Source organism: Amycolatopsis sp. NBC_00438, from assembly GCF_036026695.1.
Lineage (GTDB): Bacteria > Actinomycetota > Actinomycetes > Mycobacteriales > Pseudonocardiaceae > Amycolatopsis.
On record NZ_CP107923.1, the window covers coordinates 6556997 to 6583090 of the forward strand.

A 26094-nucleotide genomic window follows, 5' to 3' on the forward strand; every position below is an offset into this window, starting at 1 on the left:
AGCGGGTGAAGGAACGGTCTCAGGTCACCGGGAACCAGGTCCCCGACGCCCATTCCGTGTCGCCCCAAGCTTTTCGCTCTTCGGCGCGTGGATCGAGCACCAAGTCCGTGTCTTCCCGGAAAACCAGCACCGGCCGCAGCTCCGGGCCGTACGGCGGCCATTCGGGGCCGTCGGCGGACGCGACGCCGTCGTGCACGAACCGCACCCAGCAGCGGTGGATCAGGAACGCCGCGCGCTCGCGGGCCGGGTTCACGTCGGTCGCTTCCGCGAACAACGGCAGCGGCGTCTTCCACGCCATCGTCGTCTCGGTGCCGTGCCCGCCGTCGAGCTGCTCGGGCACGCCGGGGGCCGCGATGTCGATGCGGTAGCGGTAGACGGGCGCGTGCGCGGACTGCGCGTCGGCGAGGCGTTGCGTCGGGATGCCGTAGCGTTCGTCGCCCATCGCGGCGATCTTCGCGGCGTTGAGGTCCGGGACGCGGCGGAGGTACGTCTCGAGGAGTTGCGAAGTTCCTTCGGTGCCAAGGATCTTCGTGAGGACGTCGTCCGCGGGCGCCGTCGCGACGTCGTCACCCAGCATCATCGCGTACGTACTGCCTTCGTTGCTGTTGCAGCCGACGAGCAGCGGGACGCCGGCCGCGCTGCCGCGGCGGATCGGCTCGATCGGCACCTCCGGCAGCACGCGGGGGTGCAGCGTCGGGCGCCACAGCCACAGCGCCTGGAAGCCGGTGAGGATCCGTTCCTGCGCCTCGACGAACTCCTTGGCCGGCAACGCCCGCAGGGATTCGACGTCGTGGCAACCGACTTCGTCGAGCAGCCGCCGGGCCAGCGCGGTGCCGGTTTCCGGTGTCGCCACGTGGTCCGCGCCGCCGCTGCTGCTGATCGCCTGCGCGAACAACCCCGTGCCGAGCGGGCTGCCCATCAGGTTACCGACGCTCTTCGCGCCCGCCGAGACGCCGTAGACGGTGATCCGCGACGGATCACCGCCGAACGCGGAGATGTTGCGGCGCACCCACTTCAGCGCGGCGATCTGGTCGAGCAGGCCGCCCACCCCGGCGTCCGCCTCGGTGTCGCCGAAGATCCCGGCGAGGTGCAGGAACCCGAGCGAGCCGAGCCGGTAGTTGATCGTGACGACGACGATCCCGGCGCGCGCGAACTCCTCGCCGTCGCCGAGCTGTTCGCCGTGGCCGACGCGGTAACCGCCGCCGTGCAGCCAGAACAGCACCGGGTAGCCACCCTCGGGCGCGGGCTCCTCCGGCGTGCAGACGTTGAGGTACAGGCAATCCTCGTCGCAGACCGCCTGCGGGTTCATCGGGTCGGGCGACTGCATCGCGTGCGGCCCGTACTCCGCCGCGACGTGCACGCCACCCGAGAGCGAAGGCGGCTGCGGCGCCTTCCACCGCAGCTCGCCGACCGGCGGCCGGGCGTACGGGATCCCGCGCCACCGGCGGACGCCGTCACCCGCCAGGCCCACCAGCGCCCCGAGCTCGGTCGTGACCGTCGGGACCGAGGCCATCAGAGGGAGGCCTGCTCTTCGGTCGGGAGGCACACCTCGAACCGGGTGTTCCCTGGCTCCGACTCGACGCGCAGGTCACCCTGGTGCCGCTCGACGACGATCTTCCACGAGATGTCCAGGCCCAGCCCGGTGCCTTCGCCGACCGCCTTGGTCGTGAAGAACGGCTCGAAGATCCGCCCCTTGATGTCCTCCGGGATGCCCGGGCCGGTGTCGCCGATCTCCACGCGCACCTGGTCGTTGACGCCCCACGTGCGCAGCGTCAGCGTGCCTTCGCCGCCCATCGCGCCCAGCGCGTTGTCGATGATGTTCGTCCAGACCTGGTTGAGCTCGCCCGCGTACGCGGGGATCTTCGGCAGGCTCCGGTCGTACTCCTTGACGACGCGCACGCCGTCGCCGATCTTGCCGGCGAGCATCACGAGCGTGGAGTCGAGGCCGTCGTGGACGTCGACCCACTGATGCGGCGACCGGTCCATCTGCGAGTACTGCTTGGCCTTGCCGACCAGCGCGGAGATGCGGGTGGTCGAGTCCTCGATCTCGCCCATCAGCATCTCGGTCTCGAGCGCGTAGGCGAGCCAGCGGACGGCGCCGTCCATGAAGGTGTCGCCGACCTGCTCCAGGACGTTGTCCAGGTCGGTCGTGGTGAGCCCGGCCCGGACGTAGATGTCGGCGAGGTCCCAGCCGCCGTCGATGTCGTGGTCCTCGAACCAGTCGCTGATCTGGTCTTCGCGGTCGGACTGCTGCATCGCGCTCAGCTTCGGGGCCTGCGCCACCTGCTTGACCAGCTTTTCCTGGACGTCGATCAGCTGGTAGAGCAGCTCGGGATCGATGGTCTTCTTCGCCAGGAAAGCCAGCTTGTGCCGCATCCCGGCGACACGTTCGCGCAGCGCGGACGTCGCCCGGACGGCGGCCGCGGCCGGGTTGTTCAGCTCGTGCGTCAGGCCGGCCGACAGCTCGCCCAGTGCCAGCAGCCGGCGTCGCGACCCGATCACGGTGTCGCTGTTGCGCCAGCCGAGGTACATGCCTTCGAGCAGGTGCGTCGCCATCGGGAACCACCGGCGGAACTCGAAGGAGAACTCTCGTGACGGCAGCGTCAGGAACGTGACGTCGGACAGCGCACGCACCGTCGCGTTGTAGCGGTGGTCGCTCTCCTGGTGCACGAAGAACTGCGTCGCGCCGAAGTAGGCGCCACGCTGGTCGGACCGGTTGGTCTCGACCTCGGTGCCGCTGACGAGCCGCGTCATCCGGATCGCGCCGCTCAGCAGGACGTAGAAGCAGGTCGCTTCGTCGCCTTCGCGGATGACGACGGTGTCGCCCTCGTACTCCTCGAGCACGGCGTTGTCGGCGATCCAGTCGAGCTGGTCCTCGGAAAGGTGTTCGAACAGGAAGAGGCCGCGAAGCTCTTCCCGCGGCAATGCGCTCATTCCTTCACCCCTGTTTTGTCGGTGGCCGGGGCTACGTTTCCCGCATGTCCCGCTTTCGCTTGACGCCCACAGCCGAACAGGAGGCTCGGCTGCTGGTCCATTGCGCCCACGCGCGGTTCGTCTGGAACCTCGCCGTGGAGCAGCACTCCCATTGGCGGCCCGGGCGGCCGCTCCCTCCAGGCTACGTCGAGCAGGCGCGGCAGCTGACCGAGATCCGGGACGAACACGCGTGGTTGCGCGAGGGCTCGGTCACCGTCCAGCAGCAGGCGCTGCGCGACTTCGCCCAGGCTCTGCGCAGCTTCTTCGGAGGCACCCACGGCAAGCCGACTTGGCGCCGAGCCGCGGTCCACCAGGGATTCCGACAGGTCGCCGTCCGGCCTGAGCACGTACGAAGGCTCAACCGGCGGCGCGCCGCCGTGTGGGTGCCCAAGGTGGGCTGGGTCCGGTTCCGCTGGTCGCGGCCCCCGTCCGGCGAACTCAAGTCCTACCGGATCACCCGCGACCGCGCCGGGCGGTGGCACCTCGCGTTCGCCGCTGTCCCCGCGCCCATTCCGGCGCCGGGCGACGGCAGCGCGGTCGGGATCGATCGAGGCGTCGCCGTGTCGGCGGCACTGTCGACCGGAGAGCTCCTGCACTGCCCCGGGCTGTCCCGCGCCGAGCGGGCGAGAGCGTTGCGGCTGCGACGGCGGCTCGCCCGGGCCGCCCGCGGATCGAACCGGCGAGCCAGGCTGCTCCGAGCGATCGCGCAGCTGACCGCCAAGGAGTCCGCACGCCGGAAGGACTGGGCGGAAAAGCTGACGACGCGTGTCGCCCGCGAGTTCGACGTGATCCGGGTCGAAGACCTGCGCATCACGCACATGACCCGATCGGCGAAAGGCACCGCCGCGGCGCCGGGACGGCGAGTGCGGCAGAAGTCGGGCCTGAACCGGGCGATCCTCGCCCAGGGGTGGGGTCTGGTGGTCTCGCGCTTGGAGCACAAGGCTCCGGGCCGGGTCGAAAAGGTCCCTGCCGCCTTCACGTCGCAACGTTGTTCCGCCTGCGGGCACGTGGCGTCCGAATCCCGCGAGAGCCAAGCGGTGTTCCGGTGCGTCGCCTGTGGGTACAGCGGCAACGCGGACGTGAACGCGGCCAGGAACATCGCCGCCGGACGGGCGGTGACCGCGCGGGGAGGCGGGACAGTGGTCCGGCCGGTGAACCGTGAACCTCGGCGACCCGACCCGGCCGTGCCGGGCTCGCGCCGCCGGAATCCCCTGGTCGGATGACTGCGGGGAGGACGTCAATGTTCCTCCAGGTACCGGTGTACCAGCGTCACGGCCATCGCGCCTTCGCCGACCGCCGACGCCACTCGCTTGACCGACTGGGACCGCACGTCGCCCGCCACGAAGACGCCCGGGATCGACGACTCGAGGTAATGCGGGTCACGGTCCAGCGTCCAGCCTCTCGGGCGCTGCCCGGCGGCCAGGAGGTCCGGGCCGGTGCGGACGAAGCCGTACTCGTCGCGGTGGAGGTCGTCGCCGAGCCACTCCGTGCGCGGGGCCGCGCCGATGAAGATGAACAGGTGGCCGGTGTCGACCTCCTCGGTGACGCCGTTCTCGCAGAGCGTGAGCCGCTCCAGGTGGCCGTCGCCGTGGGCCTGCTTGACCGTGGTGCGGGTGCGGACGTGGATGTTGTCGATGCCGGCGATCTGCTCGATCAGGTAATGCGACATCGACGCTTCCAGGGACTCGCCGCGCACCAGGATGCTGACGTCGCTGGCGTGCTTGGAGAAGAACACCGCGGCCTGGCCGGCGGAGTTCGCGCCGCCGACGATGTAGACGTGCTCGCCCTTGCACTCGGGCGCCTCGGTGGCCGCCGAGCCGTAGTAGACGCCGCGGCCGCTCAGCTCCTCGATGCCCTCGGCGTCCAGCGCCCGGTAGGTGACGCCGCTGGCGAGGATCACCGAGTGGGCGGCGATCTCGCTGCCGTCGCCGAAGGTGATGACCCGGGACGAGCCGCGGGCCTCCAGGCCGACGACGTCGCGGGCGGTCAGCACCTCGGCGCCGAACTTCTGCGCCTGGCGCCGGGCCCGGTCGGTCAGCTGCGCGCCGGAGACGCCGTCGGGGAAGCCGAGGTAGTTCTCGATGCGCGAGCTGGTGCCGGCCTGCCCGCCGGTGGCCTTCTTCTCGACGAGCACCGTGCGCAGGCCCTCGGACGCGCCGTAGACCGCGGCGCCGAGCCCGGCCGGGCCGCCGCCGATGACGACGAGGTCGTAGAACTCCTGCGCGGGGCGGGTCGACAAGCCGACCGCGTCCGCGATCTCGCCGCTGGAGGGGTGCTTGAGCACGGTGCCGTCGGGGGTGACGATCACCGGGATGTCGGCTTCGACGGCGTCGGCGGCCTTGAGCAAGCGCTTGCCCTCGTCGTCCTCGACCGAGTACCAGCGGTAGGGCACGGCGTTGCGCGCGAGGAAGTCGCGCATGTGGAACGACGGCGACGAGTACCGGTGGCCGAGGAGCTTGACCTCGTCGACCGGCTTGTCGCCGACGGCCTTCCAGGTCTCGACGAGCGCGTCGATCACCGGGTAGAGCTTCTCCTCCGGCGGGTCCCACGGCTTGAGCAGGTAGTGGTCGACGTCGACGACGTTGATCGCCTGGATCGCGGCGTCGGTGTCGGCGTAGGCGGTCAGCAGGGCCCGGCGGGCGTGCGGGAACAGGTCCATCGCCTTCTCGAGGAAGGCGATGCCGTCCATCTGCGGCATCCGGTAGTCGGCGAGGATCGCCGCGACGGCGTCGCCGCGCAGCTTGATCTCGCGCAGCGCGTCGAGGGCGTCGGCGCCCGAGTCGGCGCGGATGATGCGGTAGTCCTTGCCGTAGCGCCGGCGCAGGTCACGGGCGACCGAGCGGGACACGGCGGGATCGTCGTCGACGGTCATCAGGATCGGCTGGCTCACGCTTGCAGCCTACGGCGCGAGGCGCTCCGCTGGGGAGGACCGGCGTTTCGGCACCTGGACCCGCTCCAGGTCTCGGGCCACCACGATCTCGCCGTCGAACTCGGCCCGGGCTTCGTCGAAGAACCGCCGCGGCTCGGTGTAGCGCTGGGAAAAGTGGGTCAGCACGAGCTGCCGGACGCCGGACTCGGCGGCCACCCGCGCCGCCTGCTGAGCGGTCAGGTGGCCGAAGTCACGGGCCAGGGTGGTGTCCTCGGCGAGGAACGTCGACTCGATCACCAGCATGTCGGCGTCCTCGGCGAGGGCGTAGACGCCGTCGCAGAGGCGGGTGTCCATGACGAACGCGAACCGCTGGCCGCGCCGGGGCACGCTGACGTCGTCCAGGCTCACCGTCCCCAGCCGTCCGTCGCGCTGGAGCTTCCCGACGTCGGGGCCCTGGATGCCGAACGAACGCAGCCGCTCGGGGAGCATCGTCCGGCCGTCCGGCTCGATCAGCCGGTAACCGAACGCCTCGACCGGGTGACTCAGGAGCCGCGCTTCCAGGACGCCGAACTTGCCCGATGCGATCTGCCCGCTCGAGGAGATCGGCTGTTCCCGCAGGTCGGCGGTCTCGTAGAACGACGTCGCGTGCCGCAGCCGTTCGAAGTAGTGCGCGCCGGACGCCGGGAAGTGGGCGTGCACCGGGTGCTGCACCTTGTCCAGCGACAGCCGCTGGATCACGCCGGACAGCCCGAGGCTGTGGTCGCCGTGGAAGTGCGTGACGCAGATCCGCGTGACGTCCGTGGCGGCGACGCCGGCGTGCACCATCTGACGCTGGGTGCCCTCGCCGGGGTCGAAGAGGAGGCCTTCGCCGTCCCAGCGCAGGAGGTAGCCGTTCTGGTTGCGGTGGCGCGTGGGCACCTGGCTCGCGGTGCCCAGCACCACCAGTTCGCGGGTCACATCCCCGCACGGTACTCAGGCGGCGGCGGGTGTGTTCGCGATTTTGCGCAGCCGGAAGGCCAGCACGAGCAGCACGATCCCGTAGATCAGCGCGTAGATGCCGACCAGCAGCGCGACGCCGTACGCGCCCGCGATCGGGTTGATCACGATGAGGATCCCGGCGAGCACGGAGATCGCGCCGGCCAGGATGAGGAACGCCTCGCCCTGGATCTGCTTGCGCAGCCGGATCGCGGCGGCGATCTCGGCGATGCCGGTGACGATCGCCCACAGCCCGACCAGCAGCGCCAGCAGCAGCACGGTGATCCCCGGCCACACCAGCACCAGGATCCCGGCGACGATGCCGAGCACCCCCAGCACGCCGTACGCGGCGCGGTGGGCGCCGTCGCCCGGCCGGAACGCCTGCATCAGCCCGCCGATGCCGTCCACGATCGCGTAGACGCCGTAGAGGATGGCCAGCACGAGGACGGTTTCGCCGGGCCAGACGAGCGCGAAGATCCCGAACAGCACGGCGAACACCCCGCGCACGGCGGTCAGCGGCCAGGCCTGGCGGGGTTCGACGACGATTCCGAAGGCGGTCATGTCCCGCTCCTTTGCACTCCGGGAGCCCCAGTATCGCGACATCCGACGCCGATGGCGCGGTTCACCACCCGTTCGGGCGTGGATCCCGGAGCAGCAGCTCGACGTTGCGGTCGGCCGCGGTCCCGGCGCCCCGCTCGGGGCCGTCGCGGTGCTGCCAGTAGTTCGCCGACAGCTCGCGGGACAGCCCCGCCAGCCCGATCGGGTCGTCACCGCCGCCCGTCACCGGTCCACTGTGGTCGACGATCGTGACCACAATGGACAGCGTGCCGTCGGCGTTGTCACGCACCTCGACGAGCCGGGCCTGCTGCGGCCAGTCGATGTGCGACGCCGTCGTCACTTCCCAGAACGTCGCCTGCGGGGTCACCTTGTTCTCGTGGGTGTGACCGTTCACCCAGAGGACGACGTTCGGCGACGCGTGCAGCAGCGCGGCCAGCTCGTCGGCCAGCACCCGCCGGTCCGGGCCGTGGTCGTTGACCAGCGTGTCGAGGGGGTGGTGGCTGAACAGCACGACGAGCCGGTCCGCCGACGCCGCCAGCTCCGCCCGCAGCCACTCGAACTGGGGAACGTCGAGCGAGCCTTGCCAGAAGCCGTGCGGGTTGACCGTGTCGAGCACCAGGCAGCGCAGGACGCCGTGGTCGAACGCGTAGTAGGCGGTGTCCGACTCGGCGTTCGCCCGGACGTATCCGTGGCCGTGGCAGTCGACGTGCGCACCGATCCACTCGGCGCGCGAGACGTGCCGCCGCTCGGGATCGGGCGTCACGGGCACCGTGGCGCCGTCCAGCAGCCGCGCGACGACGTCCCGCTCGGCCTGGTCGAAGCCGTGCAGCAGCTCGACGACGTCGCCCTCGGGCAAGGCCGTCAGCTTGTCCCCGCCGACCGTGACGTCCGCGAGCTCCGGCCACGGCGGGACGACGCCCTGCAGCATGTTGTCGTGGTTGCCGTAGACGGCGTACCACGGCACCCGCAGCCCGGTCGCCTCGAACGGGCGCGCGGCCGCGTCGAGGGCGCCCGGCGCTTCCGGGAAGCCGTAGCGGGCCCGCGCGTGGTCGTCTTCGCAGCCCTCCGGCGTGCCGTCGGGGTGCCAGTAGCGGACGTCGTAGGTCGCCGGGTCGCTCGCGTGGACGCCTTCCCAGTGCCCGCGCTTGCCGGAATCGGGGTCGACCGGGCCACCGTCGAGCGTGCCCAGGTAGGCGCGCAGTTCGTTGGCCTGGCAGGCGTCGGTCGCGTCGCCGGTGGACACCGCGAAGTCGACGTCGGACTCGTTGACCGCGCGCACCATCGCCTCGACGACGTGCGTCGTGAAGACGTCCTGCGGCCGGTAGGTGCCGATCAGCGGGAGGTACGGCCGCAGCGGCGAATCCGGGTCGGCGTGCCGTTCGAGGTACTCGACCCGGGTCGGCGACTGCGCGTCCATCACGTGCAGGTCCGACAGGTGCGCGAACCGCGCCAGCGGCGTCCCGGCCCGGGACGGCGAGGCCGGCGCGAGGTCCTCCCGGACGGCGTGCGGTTCGCCCGGTGCCTCGGCGAGCCGCCGGTAACCCAGCTCGCCCGCCTCGGCCCGGACGATCCGCCGGCGCGTCGTGTCCACTACGCGTCCGCCGCCAGCAGGACCGGGCGGCTGCCGAAACCGACGGCCGCCGTGCTGCCCGGGAGCAGCTCCGCGGCCGTCACGCTCGGCAGGTCCGCGAGCACCGTCGTGCCGTCCGGCAGCACCGCCGTGAGGCGGGTGACCGCGCCGCGGAAGCTGTGGTCGGTGACGCGGGCCGGGCCGCCGGGTTCGAGCGTCACCGACTCGGGACGGACCAGCACGCGCACGGCCGCGCCGTCCGCCCGCTCCCCCGGCTCGGCCAGCTTCAGCCGCTGCCCGGCGACGTCGACCTCGGTGCCGCCGCCGGTGACGGTGCCCGCGAGGTGGTTCATCGTGCCGACGAACTCCGCCACGAACGCCGTCGCCGGGCGCGCGTACAACGCGGCCGGGGTGTCGCACTGCTCGAGCCGGCCGTCCTTCATCACGCCGACGCGGTCGGCGATCGACAGCGCCTCCTCCTGGTCGTGCGTGACGAACAGCGTGGTGATGCCGACCCGCAGCTGCAGCCGCCGGATCTCGTCCCGCAACTGCGTGCGCACCTGGGCGTCCAAAGCGGACAGTGGCTCGTCGAGCAGCAGCACGCGTGGCTCGATGGCCAGCGCCCGGGCGAGCGCGACGCGCTGCTGCTGGCCGCCGGAGAGCTGGTGCGGGTAGCGCTTGGCGTGGCTGTCCAGCCCGACCAGCTCCAGCAGCTCCTGCGCCCGCTGGTGCCGGGGCGCCGTGCCCTGGCCGCGCAGCCGCAGCCCGAACGCGACGTTGTCCAGCACGGTCAGGTTGGGGAACAGGCTGTAGGCCTGGAACACCATGCCCATGTCGCGCTTGTTGGCCGGCACGCCGACGACGTCGGTGCCGTCGACGAGTACCTCGCCCGAGTCGACCTGCTCGAGGCCGGCCAGCACGCGCAACGCCGTCGTCTTGCCGCAGCCGGACGGCCCGAGCAGTGCGACCAGCTCGCCGGGCTCGATCAGCAGGTTCAGCCCGTCGAGGGCCTTGACGTCGCCGAATTCGCGGCGCAGACCGCGGAATTCCACGGAAGCACCGGTTTTGGTCTCGATCATCAGGCGGTTCCTTGCGGTGCGGGGGCGATGGGCGCGGCCGGGTTGTGCTCACGACGGCGGCGGCCCGCGACGAGGGACAGGACGAACAGCAGCAGGAACGCGACGAACAGGCTGAACAGCGACACCGCGACCGACACGCCGGCCTCGGACTGTCCAGTTTGGACGGTCCACACCGGGAAGGTGTCCATCAGCAGGATGCTGGCCAGGGTGTATTCGCCGAGCACCAGCGCCAGGTTGAGGAACGCGGCGCCGAACACCGCGCTGCGGATGTTGGGCACGATCACCCGCAGCAGCACGGTGCCCCAGCCGGCGCCGAGGCTGCGCGCGGCCTCGACCAGCGTCGGCAATGCGATCGCCTGCAGGCCCGCGTCGAGCGTGCGGTAGGTGAACGGCAGCGCGAGGACGACGTACTCCAGCACGAGGATCACCGGTGTCCCGTTGATCACCTCCGGCGCGTCCGCGAACACCACGAGCACGCCGTTGACCAGCACGATCGGCGGGATGACCAGCGGCAGCAGGCTGATCCCCTCCATCACCCGGCGCAGCTTCGGCTTGCGCAGGTGCACCCAGCTGACCGTCGGGACCATGATCAGCAGCGTGAGCACGACCGTGCCCGCGGCGACCCACAACGACGTGCCCAGCGTCTCGAACAGGCCCGGCTCGTCGAGCAGCTTGCTCCACGAGACGAAGCTGTGCGTGTCGTTGACGTCGCGCAGGCTGAACTCGACCGACGCCGCCATCGGCACCAGGAAGTACAGGCCGAACAGGGTGAGAATGGTCCAGCGACCCCATTTGTTCGTCATCCGAGCCACCTCGACGCGCGCCGCTGCATCCACGAGTAGAACGCCATCACGATCGCGACCACGACGATCATGCCGAGGCCGAGCGCCTTCCCGAGGTTCTGCTGGTCCGCCACGACGTTGCCGGAGACCAGCGAGCCGATCTGGATCGGCACCAGCGGGATGATGCCGGTGGTCAGCGCGTACGCGGTGGCGTAGGCGCTGAACGCGTTGGCGAACAACAACAACGTCGAAGCCAGGAACGGCGGCAGCAGCACCGGGACGGCGATGAGCCGGAAGTACTGCGCGCGCGTCGCGCCCAGGTTTTCCGCCGCCTCGCGCCACTGCGCGCGCATGCCTTCCAGCGCCGGGGTGAACACGATGACCATCAACGGGATCTGGAAGTAGATGTAGACGATCGCGATGCCGGAGAAGCTGAACAGGCTGAACCCGGACGCGTAGAGGTCGAGGCCCAGGCCGGTCAGCGCCTTGGTGACGATGCCGATGCTGCCGAGCGTGGCGATGAACGCGAACGCCAGCGGCACACCGCCGAAGTTGGCCAGCACGCCGGCCGCGCTGGAGACGACCTTGCGCAGCAGGCCGTCCGGCTTGGACCCGAGCACGGCGTGGGCGAGCAGCGCGCCGAGCACGGCGCCGACCACGGCGGTCAGCGCGGACAGCTCGATGGACGTCACGAACGACCGGCCGAACTGGTCCTTGAAGGCCGCGCCGAGGTTGTCGGTGGTGAACGCGCCGTCGTTGTCCTGGAAGGCACCGACCGCGACCATCACCACCGGCGCGCCGAGGAAGACGCCGGTGTAGGCGAGGAAGGGCAGCAGGCCGAGGTGGCCGGTCACCCACTTGAGCAAGCGCCGCGCGAACCCGGGGCGCACGGGCACGGCGGCAGGCGACCCAGCGCCTGCCGCCGTGGTGAGGGTTTCGGCCGTCACGTCAGCCGACGGCCTTCGCCCACTCGTCCGCGACGACCTTCTTGGCCGCGTCGATCTGGTCGTTGCTCGGGAACTTCGTCTCGCCGGGGATCTGCGGCAGGGCCGCGAGCGAGGTCTTGTCCGCGGTGCCCGCCGTCTCCATCTTCGGCAGCCGCGCTGGGCGCGAAAGGCCCTTCAGGAAAAGGTTCTGGCCCTCGTCGGAGAACAGGAACTCCTGCCACAGCCGCGCGGCGGCCGGGTGCGGGGCGGTCTTGCTGATCGCCTGGCAGTAGAAGTTCGAGTAGACGCCGTCGGCCGGGACCGCGACCTTCCAGTCGACCTTGCCCTCGAGCTTCTTGGCGTAGCCGGCCTGCAGGTAGTCCCAGTCGAGCGTGATCGGCGTCTGGCCGCTTTCGACGGTCGCCGCGCTCGACTGCACCGGGATGAAGTTGCCGGACTTCTTGAGGTCACCGAAGTAGGTGATGCCGGGCTTGATGTCGGCGAACGAACCGCCGTTGGCCAGCGCCGCGGCGTACACGCCGGCGAACGCCGCGCCCGCCTTCGTCGGGTCGCCGTTGAGCGCGATCTTGCCCGCGTACTCCGGCTTCTTCAGGTCGGCGAAGGACTTCGGCGGGTTCGGCACCTTCTTGGCGTCGTAACCGATGGAGATGTAGCCGCCGTAGTCGTTGACCCACTGGCCGTCGGCGTCCTTCTGGTTGTCCGGGACGTCGGCGAAGGTCGCGACCTTGTAGGGGGCGAGCAGGCCGTCCTTGGCCGCCGTCAGCGCGAAGGCACCGCCGAGGTCGAGCACGTCGGGCGCGCGGTCCTGGCCCTTGAGCTGCTTGACGGCGTTGACCTCGTCCTGGCTCGAGCCCTCGGGGTTGGCCTCGGTGACCTTGAGGCCGTACTTCTTCTTGAAGGCGTCGAGGACCTCGCCGTAGTTCGCCCAGTCGTGCGGGAGGGCGATGACGTTGAGGGTGCCTTCCTTCTTCGCCGCCTCGACGAGCTTGTCGAGCCCGCCGAGGTCGGCGGCCGACTTGGCGGTGCCGGCGGCACCGGAGTCCTTGCTGTCGGAAGATCCGCCACAGGCGGTGAGTACCAGGGCACCTGCGGCGACCGCCGCGGTGAGCGCCGCGAAACGTCTGTTCACTTGCTACGTCCTCCGATACCCGGGGTGGCTGTGCGAGCGAACGCTCCCCGAGCAAGGTGAACAATCCATAACTTCCCGGTAAATATGTACTACCGTACGCATGCACGCTCTGTAATCAGACTTTTCGCCCGTTCGGCGGTTGCCCGTTAACCCGGCCGACGGATTTCGCGTGAGGACTTCCGTTACGGAAAATGAGGACCGGCGTGCGCCGCGGCCGCCACCACGACGCACGCCGGTTGATCAGGGGTAACTCACCAGGTTGACCGGCTTGGTCCCGGTCGGCGTCGTGTCACCGGTGGTGTTGATGACGTGCGTGATCGTCCCCTGGTAGTTCAGCGAGACGGTCACCATGTCGTGGAACTTGACACCCGCGGTGTTCGGCGCCTCGAAGGCGTGCGCGCTGGCGACCGAGGGGTTGGTGCTGAAGTAGCAGTAGCTGCCCAGCCCCCACGCCTCGTGACTCGTCACGTTCGGGCCCACCTTGTACGCGGAGTAGCCCTTCGTGGAGCCGTTCATCCAGCCCGCCTGGTTCGGCACGTCGTACGGCATCTCGTTCTGGAAGAAGTACGTCCGGCCACCGTTGCCGTTCCAGACGACCTGCGTCTTCTGGTAGTGCTCGACGAACAGGCCGTACATCGTCACGTTGTTGCCGTTGACCGTGAGCCCGTTGTCGGCGGTGTTGGTGGTCCAGCCGACGTTGTTGCCGTTGTCGGCGTGGTCGGCGCGCCAGATCCACATGTGGTCGCCGATCACGTTGTTGCTGTTCACCACCAGGCTGTTGGTCGCCTTGCCGACGGCCGGGCCGCCGATCCGGAAGAACACGTCGTGCAGCGACGTCGGGTCGGCCGAGTGGTCGGCGGTCGAGCCGGCCGCACCGACCTGCATGAGCGTGTTCGAGTTGGTCGTACCGGCGTCGATCAGCAGGCCGGCCACCTTCACGCCGTTGACGTCGTCGACGTTCATCGCGGTGACGCCGCCGTCCGGCACCAGGGTCGCGATGCCGAGGCCGAGCACGACGGTGTCGGGCCGGGTCACGTGCAGCGCCTGGTTGAGGTGGTAGACACCGGGCGTCACCAGCAGGTTCTTCCCGGCGGCCAGCGCGGCGTTCATGTCCGCGGCGGTCGCGCCGGGCTTGGCGATGTAGAACTGGTCGATCGGCAGCGAAGTGCCCGGCGCGGCGCCGTTCGCCCAGCTCGTGCCGGCCGCGTTGGTCTTCACGCCGGGGACGAACACCTGGTAGTTGCCGGCGTTGTCGATGTAGAGGAACGGCTTCTCGCGCACGACCGGCGTCGAGGCGACGGTGGTGTAGGGCGGCGACGGGAAGGTGTTCGAGGGAGCGCCCTGGACGCCGGCGAAGACCATGTTCCAGTTCGAACCGTTCCAGCTGCCGAACTGCGAGTTGCGCGAGATCCACTGCTGCTGCGAGCCGGAGCGGACCTGGCCGTCGATCTTCGAGTCGGAAATCCAGCCGCCACTGGCCCAGCCGCCGTCGTCGAGCTGCAGGTCACCGCGGACGTGCATGCGGCGGTACGGCGCGGCCTGGCTGACCGCCCACCGGTCGGCGCCGCCGGTCGGGTTGACGGACAGGTTCTCGGCGCCACGCCAGAAGTTCTGCGTCGCGTTCTGCGGCGGGAACCAGTCGGCCTCGACGTGCACGGCGCCGTTGATCGTCACGGCGTCCGGGCTCAGCCCGAGACCCAGCACCTGCGTGTAGAAGCCGACGTTCACGTCGTTGGAGTACGTGCCCGGCTTGAACATCACGGCGTAGCGCTGGCTGCCGAACTGGTTGCGTTCCTGCTGGCCGAAGATGCCGTTGAGCCGGCTCTGGATGCTGGAGCTCGACATGGACGGGTCGAAGATCACCACGTTCGGGCCGAGGTCCGGCTGCCCGGAGGTCGGAGGAGTAGTGCCACCCACGGGGGTAAGTGTGAACGACTGCGCACTGGTGTTGTTACAGGAGTACTGCTGAAGCTGGACGGAGTCGGCGGTGGAGGCGCCCGGCACGTCGAGGCACTTCCCGCTGTTGCGGTTCACGAAGTGGTACCGCCCGCTGCCCTCGTCGACGGCCTGCCACTGCTGGTTGAGGCCGTTCGAGTAGCTCCACAGCTGCACGAGCCCGCCATCGGCGGTCGAGACATCGGTGACGTCCCAGGCCGCGGCGGCGTTGTTCCGGGTGTTGACGCGGAAGTAGCCGTCCCCGGTCGACTGGAACTGCCACTCCTGGGAAGCGCTTTGATTGCAGCTGTACTGCTGCACGACGGTGCCGTTCGTACTCGCGGCAGCCCGAGCATCAACACACTTCCCACTGTTCACGGCGGCGACCGTGTACCACCCGTCAGGGGTGATCGCGGCCTGAGCCGCCGGCGCCGCCGCTACGACGGTGAGCAAGCCCGCGACCAGGGCGGACGCTGCCGAGAGCACCGTCATCACCCGCCGTCGCACCGGACTCTTCATCGAAACCTCCTCTGCCGCACAGGCGGCGTTCTTCGAGCAGGAAACGGCAGAGGCATGCCCGGTGAAGACGCGGCGTAACGGGCGGGGACCTCGGCGTCACAACCGCCGAAAATGTAACGGCGGACACACCGGGAGTCAATACACGCCTAAAAATAAGTCCTAAAACTGCAGGTCACAAGGTTGTGCCCGAGTTGGTGACCATGCGGGCACCCCCGCGTCAGGGGCCTCTGGGCGGCGTGTAGTGTATGGACATACGAGATGCGGAGTTCACCTTCGCCTCGGGGCTATGGCGCAGCTGGTAGCGCACCTCACTGGCAGTGAGGGGGTCAGGGGTTCGAGTCCCCTTAGCTCCACTCTCTCGCAGAACCCCTTCGTTTCAGCCTTCCTGGCTGGTCGGAGGGGTTTTCTGCATTCCGGATTCGATCTTCGGTGATCGGCTTGCGGCGCGATCTTGTGCTACTGCTGGGGCAGAACTGGAGCACCGCCCCAGCCCCGGCCGACCGTCGGCGCGGTCTTTCGGCTGCTCCTGGGCCCGGCCAACGGGTGACCCCCACCGTGGCGAAGAGGGGGACAACCGGCGCCATTCGCCCACCGTCGACCACACTCGGAGACGGTGTCGGTGGTGGCGGGGCCGCCGTGTGCCAGCGGCGCTCGAGATCGTCGAGCAGCCGCTGCTCGACCTCCGGGGCGACGTGGGAATAGGTCTCGATCACCCGGTTGTCCAGATGATGACCGAGCCTGCGGGCCTGCGCGATCTCCGGTGCGCCGCCCGCGATCAGCCAGGTCTTGTGACTGTGCCGCAACCCGTGGAAAGTCAACCCCGGTCGGACCGCCGCGCAGCCCGCCTTTGTCCCGGACACCTCGCTGCCGTCGACCGCCGGGCGGAAGACCCGCCGCAGGAACGTGGAGCGCCACAACCACGTCCCGCTCGGCGTGGTGAACACGAACTCATACCGGTGCCGCGCGAGATGCGCGCGTAGCAGCGCGACCAGGAACGGCGGCAACACGATCGCCCGCGCGGAGGCCCGGGTCTTCGGCGGACCCAGCCACCGCATCGACCCCGACTCGTGCAGCGCACCCACCAGCGGATCGATCACGATCACGCCACGTCGGAGGTCGACATTGTCGCGACGGAGTCCGGCGAGTTCGCCCCAGCGGCAGCCGGTCCAGGCCGCGGTGATGACCAGCAGCCGTGCAATCGGGCCGCCGAGCAGACCGGCCTGCTTAGCGATCCGCACCGCCTGCTCCGGCGTCGCCCACATCCGCTCCGGTACTGCCCGTCGTGACCGCCTGCCACGACGCCTCCGCCGACGTACCGGGTTGAACGGGATCAGCCGCTCGTCGGCGGCGTCGGTCAGCAGCATTGACAGCAGGTTCAGCTGCGCACTCACCGTAGACGGGGCGTACCCCGCTCGCTCCAGCTCCCGAGCCCACTCGGTCACCCCCAGCGCCGTGATCGCACCCAACGACGTGTCCCCGAACTTCGGGAGGATGTGACACCGCAGCCGGCTCCGATAGCTCTCGATCGTCCGCGGATCCAGATCCAGCGACCGGAACCACCGCGCCACCCACTCGGCCACCGTGATCGCACTATCCGCCGGATCGATCCACACCCGCCGACGCCGATCCACCTCCAACCCGGACGCATAAGCCACAGCATCACGCCGCGAACCAAATCCGGGCACTGACCGAACGCCGGAACCTTGCCGTCGATATCTCACGCGCCACGACCTGTTGCCGCACTGCTCCACCCACGCCACAACGACCTCCACACCTGGATGAGACCAACGAGGCGTTGGCCCCAGCGGTGGAGTTCCCCAGCGCAGATGCCTCCAACGTCGCCCCGCAGCTGCGAGAACGCAGCTGGCCAACCGACCATCGCCCGCGATGTCCAGTTCACGTTCCGGAAGGTGTCCTAGTTCCCAGAGACGGGCGTAACCGGCCGCTGAATGGTCGGCGAAGAAACTCGCAGCCACAGACCACCGATAAATGCACTCTCGTGGCCGATGAGCGTGCCAGTGAAGACAATTCCCCTGACGTTTAGCAAAGGCCGCGCACTCATGTGATGTCGAACTTGGTTGCTGCTATAGGCGTCGCGACAATGAGCCAGCTGGTCCAGCATCTTTGGGCGAGGAGGTAGATGCGTAGGCATCGGGAATCTCCAACGGAGCAATGATGATCACGGAGTGTAGTAGCTGCATCCTCGATGCTGCCGTCCGCTAGTCCATCCGGGCTGTCTTGTCGAATCCTCTGGCATGGCCCACTCACCCCCAAATAGGGTATCGACCCGACTACGCTGTGTTTACTGTTCGAGGGGAATTCGGGTGACGGAGCAGCCATTGTCGGAAACCGGCAGCGACGACAGGGAACGCGAGGCAGCGCATGGAGTCTCGCAACAGCAAAGCGCGCTGCGGGAAGCGAAAGTCAGGCAGCGGCTTCGCTATGTCTGGCTCATCGGCAGTCTGATCGTAACAATTGGACTCGGCGGGGCCACCGCTTACGGATTCTGGATCACCAACCGGACGCCGTTCAGCTACGTAGGTCTGATCGCGGGTGCGGCATCGACGACTGCGGCCGCATGGCTGATCCTGCGGAACCGGCCGGACATCGCTGATGAAGCCTATCAACTGTCCGAGCGCGAGCACAAACATATGTTGCTGGTTTCCGCCATTTCCCGCGAGGCCAAGAAGTCGCTGCGGGTGTACAGGGCTCTATCCTGGCGTGACATCGACGTCTACCGGCGCAAGGCAACCAGAAACCGCCGAGTCCACAACCTATTCCAAGCAATCATCATCGTGGGTTCGATCGTGGTGACCAGCCTGACCAGCGCGGGCCTCACCGAACCGATACTGCGCTGGGGTGGTGCTAGTATCGCGGCATTGGTGAGTATCTCGGCCGGGTTTACCGGCTATTTCAAGTTCCGTGAACGCGGGTTCAACCAGCAACAGACCGCCGACGCGATTGAGAAGGAATACAACGCCGTCGACCTCCGCGTTGGCGACTACGACATCCCCGACGAAGATAAGGCTCTCAAGATCTACGCGCAGAAGGTTGAGGCGTTGAAGGAGGAGCAACGTAAACGCGAACTACAGCTGGAACAAAGCTCCTCGCCCGAGGAAAAACAGTAGTCGATCCTGCCGCGCCCGCGACTCGGGTTCACATCGTCCAGACGGAGAAGGTGTCACGCGGTGGGGGACGGTGCGGGCGCAGCAGGTTAAGTTCGTCGTGGCGAGCTACAAGCCTGCTGCCCTCGCGAGCGACAAGTGCGCGAGTGCCCGCCGATGGTTTCGGACTTACTGCCATCCGGGGGCGAAGCCAGCGCCCGCAAGACCGCGGTACAGATCACGCCCACCGCCGTGGCCAGCGGTGAATTCGGGAGGTCCGGCACGTGCGCCCACGCCAAGGCATCAGCGATCAGGAGGGCGCCCGTTCCTGCTATTCAGTGGTGAATGACACGTCGGTGCGCGCCTGCACTTCCACAACCGTCGTCAAGAGATCACTGGCCACGAACAGGCGCCTCACTCCGAGCCGACCTCGGCCGCCCACACGAGACGCGCACCCCTAAGTAGCGGAGGAACCGCTCGTGCGGCCCGAACCATCGATCGCAGCGCCGAATGCGGCCCGTCGGCTCTGACCAGGTCGAGCGCCGCCGGTCGCCGCCCGCGAAGGCCACGTCGACCTAGTCCACGTCCTGGGTGAGCTCGGCGATCCGGTCGCCGAAGATGTACTCGGCGCAGTTGCGGGCGTCGTCGCGGAGCACCCGAGACAGGTCCCCGCGCCGGATCTGGATGTCCGCGATGTACCCGTCGTCGTCGACACTGAAAGGCTCGCGGCAGGAGAAACAGCTCTGACTGCGATCACCGCAGCAGCCATCGCGCTCACGACTGTGCTGGCTTTCGCGGTTGGCATCCCGCCGATCAACGACACCGCGCTGAAAGCAACGATCGCCGACATGCCCCAGCCCGCGGCCCACCGGCGCGCTGGTCCGGATCACCGGATCAGGCGGCCAGTGGTCCGGCACGTCGGGGGTCCACGACATCGCCACCGGCGCCCCAGTCCGGTCGGCCGGCACCTTCCGGATCGACAGTGTCACCAAGGTGTTCACCGCCGTCCTGCTCTTCCAGCTGCTCCAGGAACACCGCGTCCAACTCGACGAGCCGGCGCAGCGCTACCTGCCCGGCGTGTAGCGCGCCCCTAGCTTCAATTGCAGGACTTCACTATCCTGACGCTCTTCGCTTCCAGGGAGATATGATGACGACCCGAGCAGTTATCGTCCTATTAGCCATGCTTACCACTGCAGTAAATGCAGGATGCACTGTTCCACAGGGCCCTACACCACGAAAACCGCTTCCAGTGGGCGGCGATACAGGGATCTCCCCCGTTGCGACCTCAGTGACCACGACCAGAACCACGGTCGACAAACCAAATCCCAGTTCCGTCGTTCAGAATCAGAGCCCAGCTTCTTCGACGCAAGCCGCAGCACCTACCTTGCCGATGACATCAGCTTCACTCAACACGCCGCCAAGTCCCAGACCTCCCGATCCAGGCCCGACCACTACCCAGCCATCTCAGACCAGTACAGCACCACCGACTGTCCAACCGCCCCCCGGCTGGGGATGTGGCTGGTGGACATGTCCTTGACCTCTACTGGAGCGGCTACTACCGCGTGGTGGTCCCGTGCACCCGCGATCGTCCTGGACGTCGCCGTGGGAACGGCGTTACTCTATTTCTTCGGGTGGATTCGCACCGATGCCACGTATCGGACGCTAAACGTCAACGTGAGCATGCTCAGCCTCAACCCAGCTACCTACGTGTATCGCGGCTTCATCGTGCTCTTGCCGACGATATTGCTTTTGGGCTTCATCATCGTTGTGGCCAGTGCCCTGCACCGTCGGTTCGTGGTGCGGACACCTAGTACCGACAAGGGCCGTGGCCGTATCCGTCGAGCGCTGATCGCGATACGATCCGTGGGTTGGCTCGGATTGGCTACTGCTGCCGCAACGACTATCGCCGTCGTATCCCAAGGCGGTGCGCCGCCTTACTGGTTGCCCTACGTATTGGCAGCGAGCTCCGCCGCCCTGGGTTATGCCGACCAGAGCTCTGCAGACAAAACTCACGAGGGCGGACGATCACGTGGTGTACGCGCCTCGGCGCTGGTGGTGCTGTGTGCCGTAGGCACACTCATGATCATCATGTCCTATGCGGAGCGTTTAGGAGTCCAGCAGGGACAGCAATTTCTCGCTACGGCGCAGGATCAACCAACTGTGGCGTTACACACGAAAGAGCGGCTCAGTATTGCCGGGGCCGGAGTCAAAGTCGTGCGACTGACCGACGAAGGAAGCGAATTTCATTACCGTTATACAGGTTTGGTCCTACTGATCCGCAGCGGAGACGACTATCTACTTGCACCTCGCGGACTGACCCCTGATTCGCCTCGGCCCGTGTTCGTCGTACCAAAAGACAAGGCGCGATTAGACCTCGGCACCTGGTAGCCTGCTGCAAACGCGGGCCGAGTTCAGAGTACTGAAGCCCTGATCGCGGCGTGATGTCTAGGTCCGATGGAACCTTAAGGCGTGTTTCATAAGTCTTGTTCGCAATTTTTACGCCCAGGCGGCCCTTGCGGCACCGCGTGACCACCCGAGTCCCGCTCAACTCGCGACCATCCGCCTATGCCGCATAAGGTGCGCTCTGGTTAGCCACCCTCAGTAGTGGCACCTCGACTCGATGCGGGCTCGTTAACCAAGGTCGCTCATGACGTTGCTCCGACTGCACGACGCGGCCCGGGCTGATTCTGATCGGCTGGATCCAAGCCCACGTCGCCTGCCGGATGCGCCAGATGTTCGACACGCGCGCGGAGCAGTCCTCTCACGAATTTCACTGGGGCACAGCTGGGGCAAACCCCCTGTTACAACTGCAGTCAACAACACACTGTTGCCAGCAACGACACCGAAGAGCATCATTCGACTAGGAGATTCTCTATCGCCGCAGGTCAGGACCATGATCGGCCCACACTGGCAGTGAGGGGGTCAGGGGTTCGAGTCCCCTTAGCTCCACATCGTAAGGAACCCCTTCGTTTCAGCCGTTGTAGCTGGCCGGAGGGGTTTTCTGCGTCCGGGTTCGATCATCGGTGATCGGCTTGCGGCGTGATCTTATGCTCCTGGTGGGGCAGAACTTGAGCACTGGCCCCACCCTCGATATGGCGTCGGCGCGGTGTTCCTGCTGTTCGCGGGCCCGGCCGACCGGTGACCCCCACCGTGACGAAGAGGGGGACAACCACCGCCACCCGCCTACTGTCGACCACACTCGGTGATGGTGTCGGTGGTGGCGGGGCCGCGGTCTGCCAGCGACGCTCGAGATCGTCGAGCAGCCGCTGCTCGACCTCCGGGGCGACGTGGGAGTAGGTCTCCACCACCCGAATGTCCAGGTGATGCCCGAGCCGGCGGGCCTGGGCGATCTCCGGTGCGCCGCCCGCGATCAGCCACGTCTTGTGGCTGTGCCGCAGCCCGTGGAACGTCAACCCCGGCCGGACCGCCGCGCAGCCCGCCTTCGCCCCGGAGGCGTCGCTGCCGTCGACCGCGGGACGGAATACGCGCCGCAGGAACGTCGAGCGCCACAACCACGTCCCGCTCGGCGTCGTGAACACGAACTCGTACCGGTGCCGGGCGAGGTGCTCGCGCAGCAGCGCGACCAGGAACGGCGGCAACGCGATCGTCCGCGCCGAGGCCCGGGTCTTCGGCGGGCCCAGCCATCGCATCGACCCCGACTCATGCAGCGCACCCACCAGCGGATCGATCACGATCACGCCACGTCGGAGATCGACGTTGTCCTGGTGCAGACCGGCCAACTCGCCCCAACGGCACCCGGTCCACGCCGCAGTGATCACCAGCAGCCGCGCGATCGGCCCACCGAGGACACCGGCCTGCTCGGCGATCCGCACTATCTGCTCCGGCGTCGCCCAGATCCGCTCCGGCACGGCGAGTCGTGACCGCCGGCCCCGGCGCACCGGGTTGAACGGAATCAGCCCCTCAGCGGCCGCATCGGTCAGCAACATCGACAAAAGATTCAGCTGTGCAGTTACCGTCGACGGGGCGTACCCCGCTCGTTCCAGCTCCCGGACCCACTCGGTCACACCCACCCAACGGCAGGTCGCCGAACTTCGGCAGGATGTGACACCGCAACCGGCTGCGATAGCTCTCGATCGTCCGCGGATCCAGATCCAGCGAGAGGAACCACCGCGCCACCCACTCAGCCACCGTGACCGCGCTGTCGGCCGGATCGATCCACACCCGCCGGCGCCGATCCACCTCCAACCCAGCGGCGTAGGCCGTAGCCCCACGCCGCGAGCCAAATCCGGACACCGACCGAACGCCGAAACCTTGCCCTCGATATCTCACGCGCCACGACCTGTTGCCGCACTGCTCCACCCACGCCACAACGACCTCCACACCTGGATGACCAACGAGGCGCTGGCCCCAACGGTGGAGTTCCCGGCGCAGATGTCTCCAACGTCGCCTCGCAGCCGCGAGAACGCAGCAGGCCGACCATCGCCCGCGATGTCCAGCTCACGTAACGACGGAGAGCAGGTCATCCAGTGGACCGCCGACGGCGGGGCACCCAGTTGCAGCCCTGGAAAGGTTCCCGGGATTGCGCTCTCTTTGAAAGTTTCACGGGATCGCGCTCTTCTTTCGCCGCAGGCCATAGACATGTTTGACACCACGAGTCGACCCCGCTTATCGTCCTGTCGAACCGATTCGACAGGACGACTTACCGACAGATGCCTTGCTCCGCGCGCATGGAGCCGGTAGATGAGTCCATAGTGGACCTCGCCATTTTGGCGCCCCGGCGGGTAGTGACGATGGGTCCGATGATCGGTGTATCCCCGTAGACGCGACACCCGCGAAAGGGATTTCTTGATGCGTCAGAACAGCCCTCGCACGCTGTCCCAGCGCTTCGCCCGCGCAGCGCTGGCCGGCGCCACGCTCCTCGCGATCATCGACACGGTACAACCCGCCGCCGCAGCACAGCCGGCCGTCGCAACACAACCGGCCCCCGCGGCCGCAGCTGCCGGCGCCGCCGCGATCGCCTCGGTCGACCTGGCCGGGACGTGGAGTTTCACGCCGACGGGGCGAGGGGCGACGTCGATCACCGTGCCCGGCGGCGGCTGGTACAAGCAGGGCTTCACCGACGTGAACGAGGCGGTGTACTCGCGCACCATCACCGTGCCCGACTCGGATCAGCCGCAGTCGACGTGGATCGAGTTCGGGGCGGTCAATCACCAGGCGACGCTGTCGGTCGACGGCCGGGTGGTGGCGACGCAGACCACGTCGTTCACGCCGTCGAATTTCGACATCTCCGCCTACGCGGCCCCCGGTAGCACCCACACGATCAGCGTCGCCGTGAAGGGCCGCGGCGCGTTGAAGGCATCCAACGGCCGGTACCTGGTGCCCGACGCCGCCGACTGGTCCGAGGCGGTCCCCCAGGGGATCTTCCGGTCCGCGTTCCTGCGAACGTACCCGGCGGTGTACGTCAGCGACACATTCGTGCGTACGTCGGTGGCGAACAAGACGTTGAGCTACGACGTGTCGGTGCGCAACACGTCGGGCAGTTCCCGGTCGGTGACGTTGACCGGGTCGCTGTCGTCCAACAGCGGAACGGCTTTCAGCTACCCGGAACTGCCCAGCCGTACGGTCACCGTGGCGGCCAACTCGACCGTGACCGTGACCGTCGGGCCGGTCGCGTGGAACCTCGACAGCACCTCGTACTGGTGGCCCAACGTGCCGTACCGGCCGGGGTACCGGGCGCAACTGCACGGGCTGGCGGTGCATGCCGTCGCCGATGACGGGCACACCAGCGACGCCACGTACCGGTTCGGGTTCCGGGAGACCACCCAGAACGGTGACTACTACTACCTCAACGGCGTGCGCGTGAACTTCCGCGGCGACAACCTCCAGGGCGCCGACTACGACCGGATCAACAACGGCGGCAAGGGCGACGCCTACGACACCCTGCCCGGCTTCCTGCCCCCGTCGCCCGGCAACGGCGGCTGGCCGCAGGCGGTCGACAACTACCAGCGGCTCAACTACAACGTGGTCCGCATCCACCAGGAGCCCGCGAGCCCGTACATGGTGGACGTCGCCGACGAGATGGGCCTGATGATCATCGACGAGACCGCGATTCGCGGCTCCTCCGGCAAGCAGGACTGGATCGCCGGGCACGACAACATGGTCAACCACGCCCGTGCGCTGGTCCTGCGCGACCGCAACCACCCCGCGGTCATCCGCTGGAGTCAGGTCAACGAACCGAACCAGAGCGGCCAGGATTCCGAACAGTTCGAGAAGGACCTGTACGCGGCGATCAACGGCAACGACGGCACCCGGCCGGTCATTGCCGAGGTGGGCGTCGACGGGAATCTCAACGGGTATCCCGGGATGACGTACGCCAACTTCGCGGTGATCCCGCACTACGTCGACGGCTTCGGCAGGTACGGAGAGGGCCTGAAAACCGTGAACGGGCGGCCCGACGGCGAGGGCGAGTACATCTGGCCGGCATGCAACAACAAGCAGGGCTTCGAGTGGTTCGCCACGGCAACCCTGGCCAAGCGCGGTAAGAACGCCACCGACCTGCGTCCGTACACGCTGCTGTCCGCCTGGGCCAGCGTCGTGCCCGGAGTGCGGACCTCCGACTTCACCCCGGAGGAGGGCGGTCACCCGATCTACGGCGCGGACAACCTCCCGGCCCCCTGGAGCAACCCGCAGATCCAGCGCGTGCAGGCGGCGTTCAACCCGGTGGCCGCGGTCGACCTCCCGTTCTGGTCCGCCTCCGGCGCCTCGGACTCCAACGGCACCTTCCCTCTGCCGCAGGCCGTGCCCAACTACGCCCGCAACGCCGCGGTCACCCGCAGCATCACCGTCTTCAACGACGACTTCGCCGACACGTCGGTGGGCTTCACCTGGACGGCGCGGCTCGACGCACCGGACGGCGCGGTCGTCGCGTCCGGAAGCACGACCCTGACCGTCCCGCTCGGCTCGCGGGTCACCCAGCCGGTGTCCTTCACCACCCCGGCCACCGGCAACCGCGTGTACCTGCAGCTGTCGACCACGAAGTCCGGCAGCCCCGTCTTCACCGACGCGGTGGAGTACTTCAACCTCGCCGGAAGCGGCGGAGACGGACCCGCACCGGGCACCTACCGCATCGTCAACCGCAACAGCGGCAAGCCGCTCGCTGTCGCGGGAAACTCCACCGCGGACGGTGCCAAGGTGGTCCAGCAGAGCGGCACCGCCACCTGGACCATCGCCACGACCTCCGACGGCTCCTACACCCTCCAGTACGTCCCGAGTGGAAAGGTGCTCGACGTCAACGGCAGCAGCAGCACGGCCGGACTGCAACTGCAGCAGTGGACGGCCAACGGCGGCACCAACCAGATGTGGTATCTGCGGTCCACCGGCAACGGCTACTACACCATCATCAGCCACGACAGCGGACTGGCGGCGGACGTCTCCGGTGCGGCGACGAGCGACGGGGCGCAGGTCGTGCAGTGGACCGCCAACGGCGGGGCCAACCAGCAGTGGCAACTGAACCGGGCCTGACCGGACGACCCGGTTCTCGCCTGTTGCCGCGGCGTCGACCGCTACCCCTGGCCGCTCGGCCCTGCGGCCAGGGGCGGCGGCGAGACGTCAACTCCGAACGTCGGCAAGCGACCACCACCGAGCACCTTGTCTCCGCTTCCATCGGTACGGGCCGGCAGACCACCGCGGTGAA

Annotated in this window: 19 protein-coding genes and 1 tRNA gene; 6 read left to right on the forward strand and 14 right to left on the reverse strand. The window is 68.2% G+C overall.

Annotated elements, in window-relative coordinates; translation table 11 throughout:
* Positions 1-19 precede the first annotated feature (19 nt).
* Positions 20-1513: a carboxylesterase/lipase family protein gene (locus OG494_RS29310; RefSeq protein WP_328444137.1), complete on the reverse strand. Its 1494-nt coding sequence runs from the start codon at positions 1511-1513 to the stop codon at positions 20-22.
* Complete coding sequence (locus OG494_RS29315) at positions 1513-2934, reverse strand: ATP-binding protein (protein WP_328444139.1); 1422 nt, start codon at positions 2932-2934, stop codon at positions 1513-1515. Before OG494_RS29315 ends, OG494_RS29310 begins: the two co-directional genes overlap by 1 nt.
* Before the next feature lie 44 nt (positions 2935-2978).
* On the opposite strand from OG494_RS29315, the gene OG494_RS29320 reads away from it, so the two are divergent.
* On the forward strand, positions 2979-4196 hold the full coding sequence (locus OG494_RS29320) for an RNA-guided endonuclease InsQ/TnpB family protein (RefSeq protein WP_328444141.1): 1218 nt from the start codon (positions 2979-2981) through the stop codon (positions 4194-4196).
* Positions 4197-4210: 14 nt separating this feature from the next.
* Here the strand turns inward: OG494_RS29320 and OG494_RS29325 are convergent, their stop codons facing one another.
* The 9 genes from OG494_RS29325 to OG494_RS29365 form a co-directional block, all read right to left on the reverse strand.
* On the reverse strand, positions 4211-5863 hold the full coding sequence (locus tag OG494_RS29325) for an FAD-dependent oxidoreductase (protein WP_328444143.1): 1653 nt from the start codon (positions 5861-5863) through the stop codon (positions 4211-4213).
* A gap of 9 nt (positions 5864-5872) precedes the next feature.
* The gene (locus OG494_RS29330; protein WP_328444145.1) at positions 5873-6799 is read right to left on the reverse strand and encodes a ribonuclease Z; all 927 of its coding nucleotides are present in this window, start codon (positions 6797-6799) and stop codon (positions 5873-5875) included.
* A gap of 15 nt (positions 6800-6814) precedes the next feature.
* Positions 6815-7378, reverse strand: coding sequence for an HdeD family acid-resistance protein (locus OG494_RS29335; RefSeq protein WP_328444147.1), 564 nt, complete (start codon positions 7376-7378; stop codon positions 6815-6817).
* Between the two features lie 61 nt (positions 7379-7439).
* The gene (locus OG494_RS29340) at positions 7440-8966 is read right to left on the reverse strand and encodes a TIGR03767 family metallophosphoesterase (protein WP_328444149.1); all 1527 of its coding nucleotides are present in this window, start codon (positions 8964-8966) and stop codon (positions 7440-7442) included.
* Positions 8966-10024, reverse strand: a complete 1059-nt coding sequence (locus OG494_RS29345; RefSeq protein WP_328444151.1) for an ABC transporter ATP-binding protein — start codon at positions 10022-10024, stop codon at positions 8966-8968. The genes OG494_RS29340 and OG494_RS29345 overlap by 1 nt, the downstream gene beginning before the upstream one ends.
* A complete protein-coding gene (locus OG494_RS29350; protein ID WP_247061559.1) occupies positions 10024-10827 on the reverse strand; it encodes an ABC transporter permease in 804 nt (267 codons plus the stop codon). The genes OG494_RS29345 and OG494_RS29350 overlap by 1 nt, the downstream gene beginning before the upstream one ends.
* Complete coding sequence (locus tag OG494_RS29355; RefSeq protein ID WP_328444153.1) at positions 10824-11702, reverse strand: ABC transporter permease; 879 nt, start codon at positions 11700-11702, stop codon at positions 10824-10826. Before OG494_RS29355 ends, OG494_RS29350 begins: the two co-directional genes overlap by 4 nt.
* Before the next feature lie 52 nt (positions 11703-11754).
* On the reverse strand, positions 11755-12882 hold the full coding sequence (locus tag OG494_RS29360; protein ID WP_328444155.1) for an ABC transporter substrate-binding protein: 1128 nt from the start codon (positions 12880-12882) through the stop codon (positions 11755-11757).
* A gap of 240 nt (positions 12883-13122) precedes the next feature.
* On the reverse strand, positions 13123-15336 hold the full coding sequence (locus OG494_RS29365) for an RICIN domain-containing protein (RefSeq protein ID WP_328444157.1): 2214 nt from the start codon (positions 15334-15336) through the stop codon (positions 13123-13125).
* A gap of 280 nt (positions 15337-15616) precedes the next feature.
* Here OG494_RS29365 and OG494_RS29370 point away from each other — a divergent pair.
* Positions 15617-15689: transfer RNA gene (locus OG494_RS29370), tRNA-Ala, on the forward strand.
* On the opposite strand, the gene OG494_RS29375 is transcribed toward OG494_RS29370, so the two are convergent.
* Positions 15681-16949 carry a tyrosine-type recombinase/integrase gene (locus OG494_RS29375; RefSeq protein WP_328444159.1) on the reverse strand — a complete coding sequence of 423 codons (1269 nt, stop codon included), beginning with the start codon at positions 16947-16949 and terminating at the stop codon, positions 15681-15683. The genes OG494_RS29370 and OG494_RS29375 overlap by 9 nt on opposite strands.
* A gap of 711 nt (positions 16950-17660) precedes the next feature.
* On the opposite strand from OG494_RS29375, the gene OG494_RS29380 reads away from it, so the two are divergent.
* The 3 genes from OG494_RS29380 to OG494_RS29390 all read left to right on the forward strand — a co-directional run bounded on the left by OG494_RS29380 (position 17661) and on the right by OG494_RS29390 (position 20828).
* Positions 17661-18464, forward strand: coding sequence for a DUF4231 domain-containing protein (locus tag OG494_RS29380; protein WP_328444161.1), 804 nt, complete (start codon positions 17661-17663; stop codon positions 18462-18464).
* An 861-nt stretch (positions 18465-19325) separates the two neighbouring features.
* Complete coding sequence (locus OG494_RS29385) at positions 19326-19523, forward strand: serine hydrolase domain-containing protein (RefSeq protein WP_328459057.1); 198 nt, start codon at positions 19326-19328, stop codon at positions 19521-19523.
* Positions 19524-19961: 438 nt separating this feature from the next.
* Positions 19962-20828, forward strand: coding sequence for a hypothetical protein (locus OG494_RS29390; RefSeq protein ID WP_328444162.1), 867 nt, complete (start codon positions 19962-19964; stop codon positions 20826-20828).
* Positions 20829-21457: 629 nt separating this feature from the next.
* Here OG494_RS29390 and OG494_RS29395 read toward each other — a convergent pair.
* Complete coding sequence (locus tag OG494_RS29395) at positions 21458-22387, reverse strand: tyrosine-type recombinase/integrase (protein WP_328444164.1); 930 nt, start codon at positions 22385-22387, stop codon at positions 21458-21460.
* Positions 22362-22781 carry a hypothetical protein gene (locus OG494_RS48470; RefSeq protein WP_442874290.1) on the reverse strand — a complete coding sequence of 140 codons (420 nt, stop codon included), beginning with the start codon at positions 22779-22781 and terminating at the stop codon, positions 22362-22364. Before OG494_RS48470 ends, OG494_RS29395 begins: the two co-directional genes overlap by 26 nt.
* Before the next feature lie 468 nt (positions 22782-23249).
* Between OG494_RS48470 and OG494_RS29400 the strand changes: the two genes are divergently transcribed.
* Complete coding sequence (locus OG494_RS29400; RefSeq protein WP_328444166.1) at positions 23250-25922, forward strand: RICIN domain-containing protein; 2673 nt, start codon at positions 23250-23252, stop codon at positions 25920-25922.
* Positions 25923-26094: the final 172 nt, after the last annotated feature.

What these genes read in the sequence shown, in the direction of transcription:
- OG494_RS29345 (WP_328444151.1), bottom strand. Translation starts at nt 10,024, where the DNA reads ATGATCGAGACCAAAACCGGTGCTTCCGTGGAATTCCGCGGTCTGCGC.
- OG494_RS29320 (WP_328444141.1), top strand. Translation starts at nt 2,979, where the DNA reads ATGTCCCGCTTTCGCTTGACGCCCACAGCCGAACAGGAGGCTCGGCTG.
- OG494_RS29400 (WP_328444166.1), top strand. Translation starts at nt 23,250, where the DNA reads ATGCGTCAGAACAGCCCTCGCACGCTGTCCCAGCGCTTCGCCCGCGCA.
- OG494_RS29315 (WP_328444139.1), bottom strand. Translation starts at nt 2,934, where the DNA reads ATGAGCGCATTGCCGCGGGAAGAGCTTCGCGGCCTCTTCCTGTTCGAA.
- OG494_RS29395 (WP_328444164.1), bottom strand. Translation starts at nt 22,387, where the DNA reads ATGTTGCTGACCGATGCGGCCGCTGAGGGGCTGATTCCGTTCAACCCG.
- OG494_RS29310 (WP_328444137.1), bottom strand. Translation starts at nt 1,513, where the DNA reads ATGGCCTCGGTCCCGACGGTCACGACCGAGCTCGGGGCGCTGGTGGGC.
- OG494_RS29365 (WP_328444157.1), bottom strand. Translation starts at nt 15,336, where the DNA reads ATGAAGAGTCCGGTGCGACGGCGGGTGATGACGGTGCTCTCGGCAGCG.
- OG494_RS29350 (WP_247061559.1), bottom strand. Translation starts at nt 10,827, where the DNA reads ATGACGAACAAATGGGGTCGCTGGACCATTCTCACCCTGTTCGGCCTG.
- OG494_RS29335 (WP_328444147.1), bottom strand. Translation starts at nt 7,378, where the DNA reads ATGACCGCCTTCGGAATCGTCGTCGAACCCCGCCAGGCCTGGCCGCTG.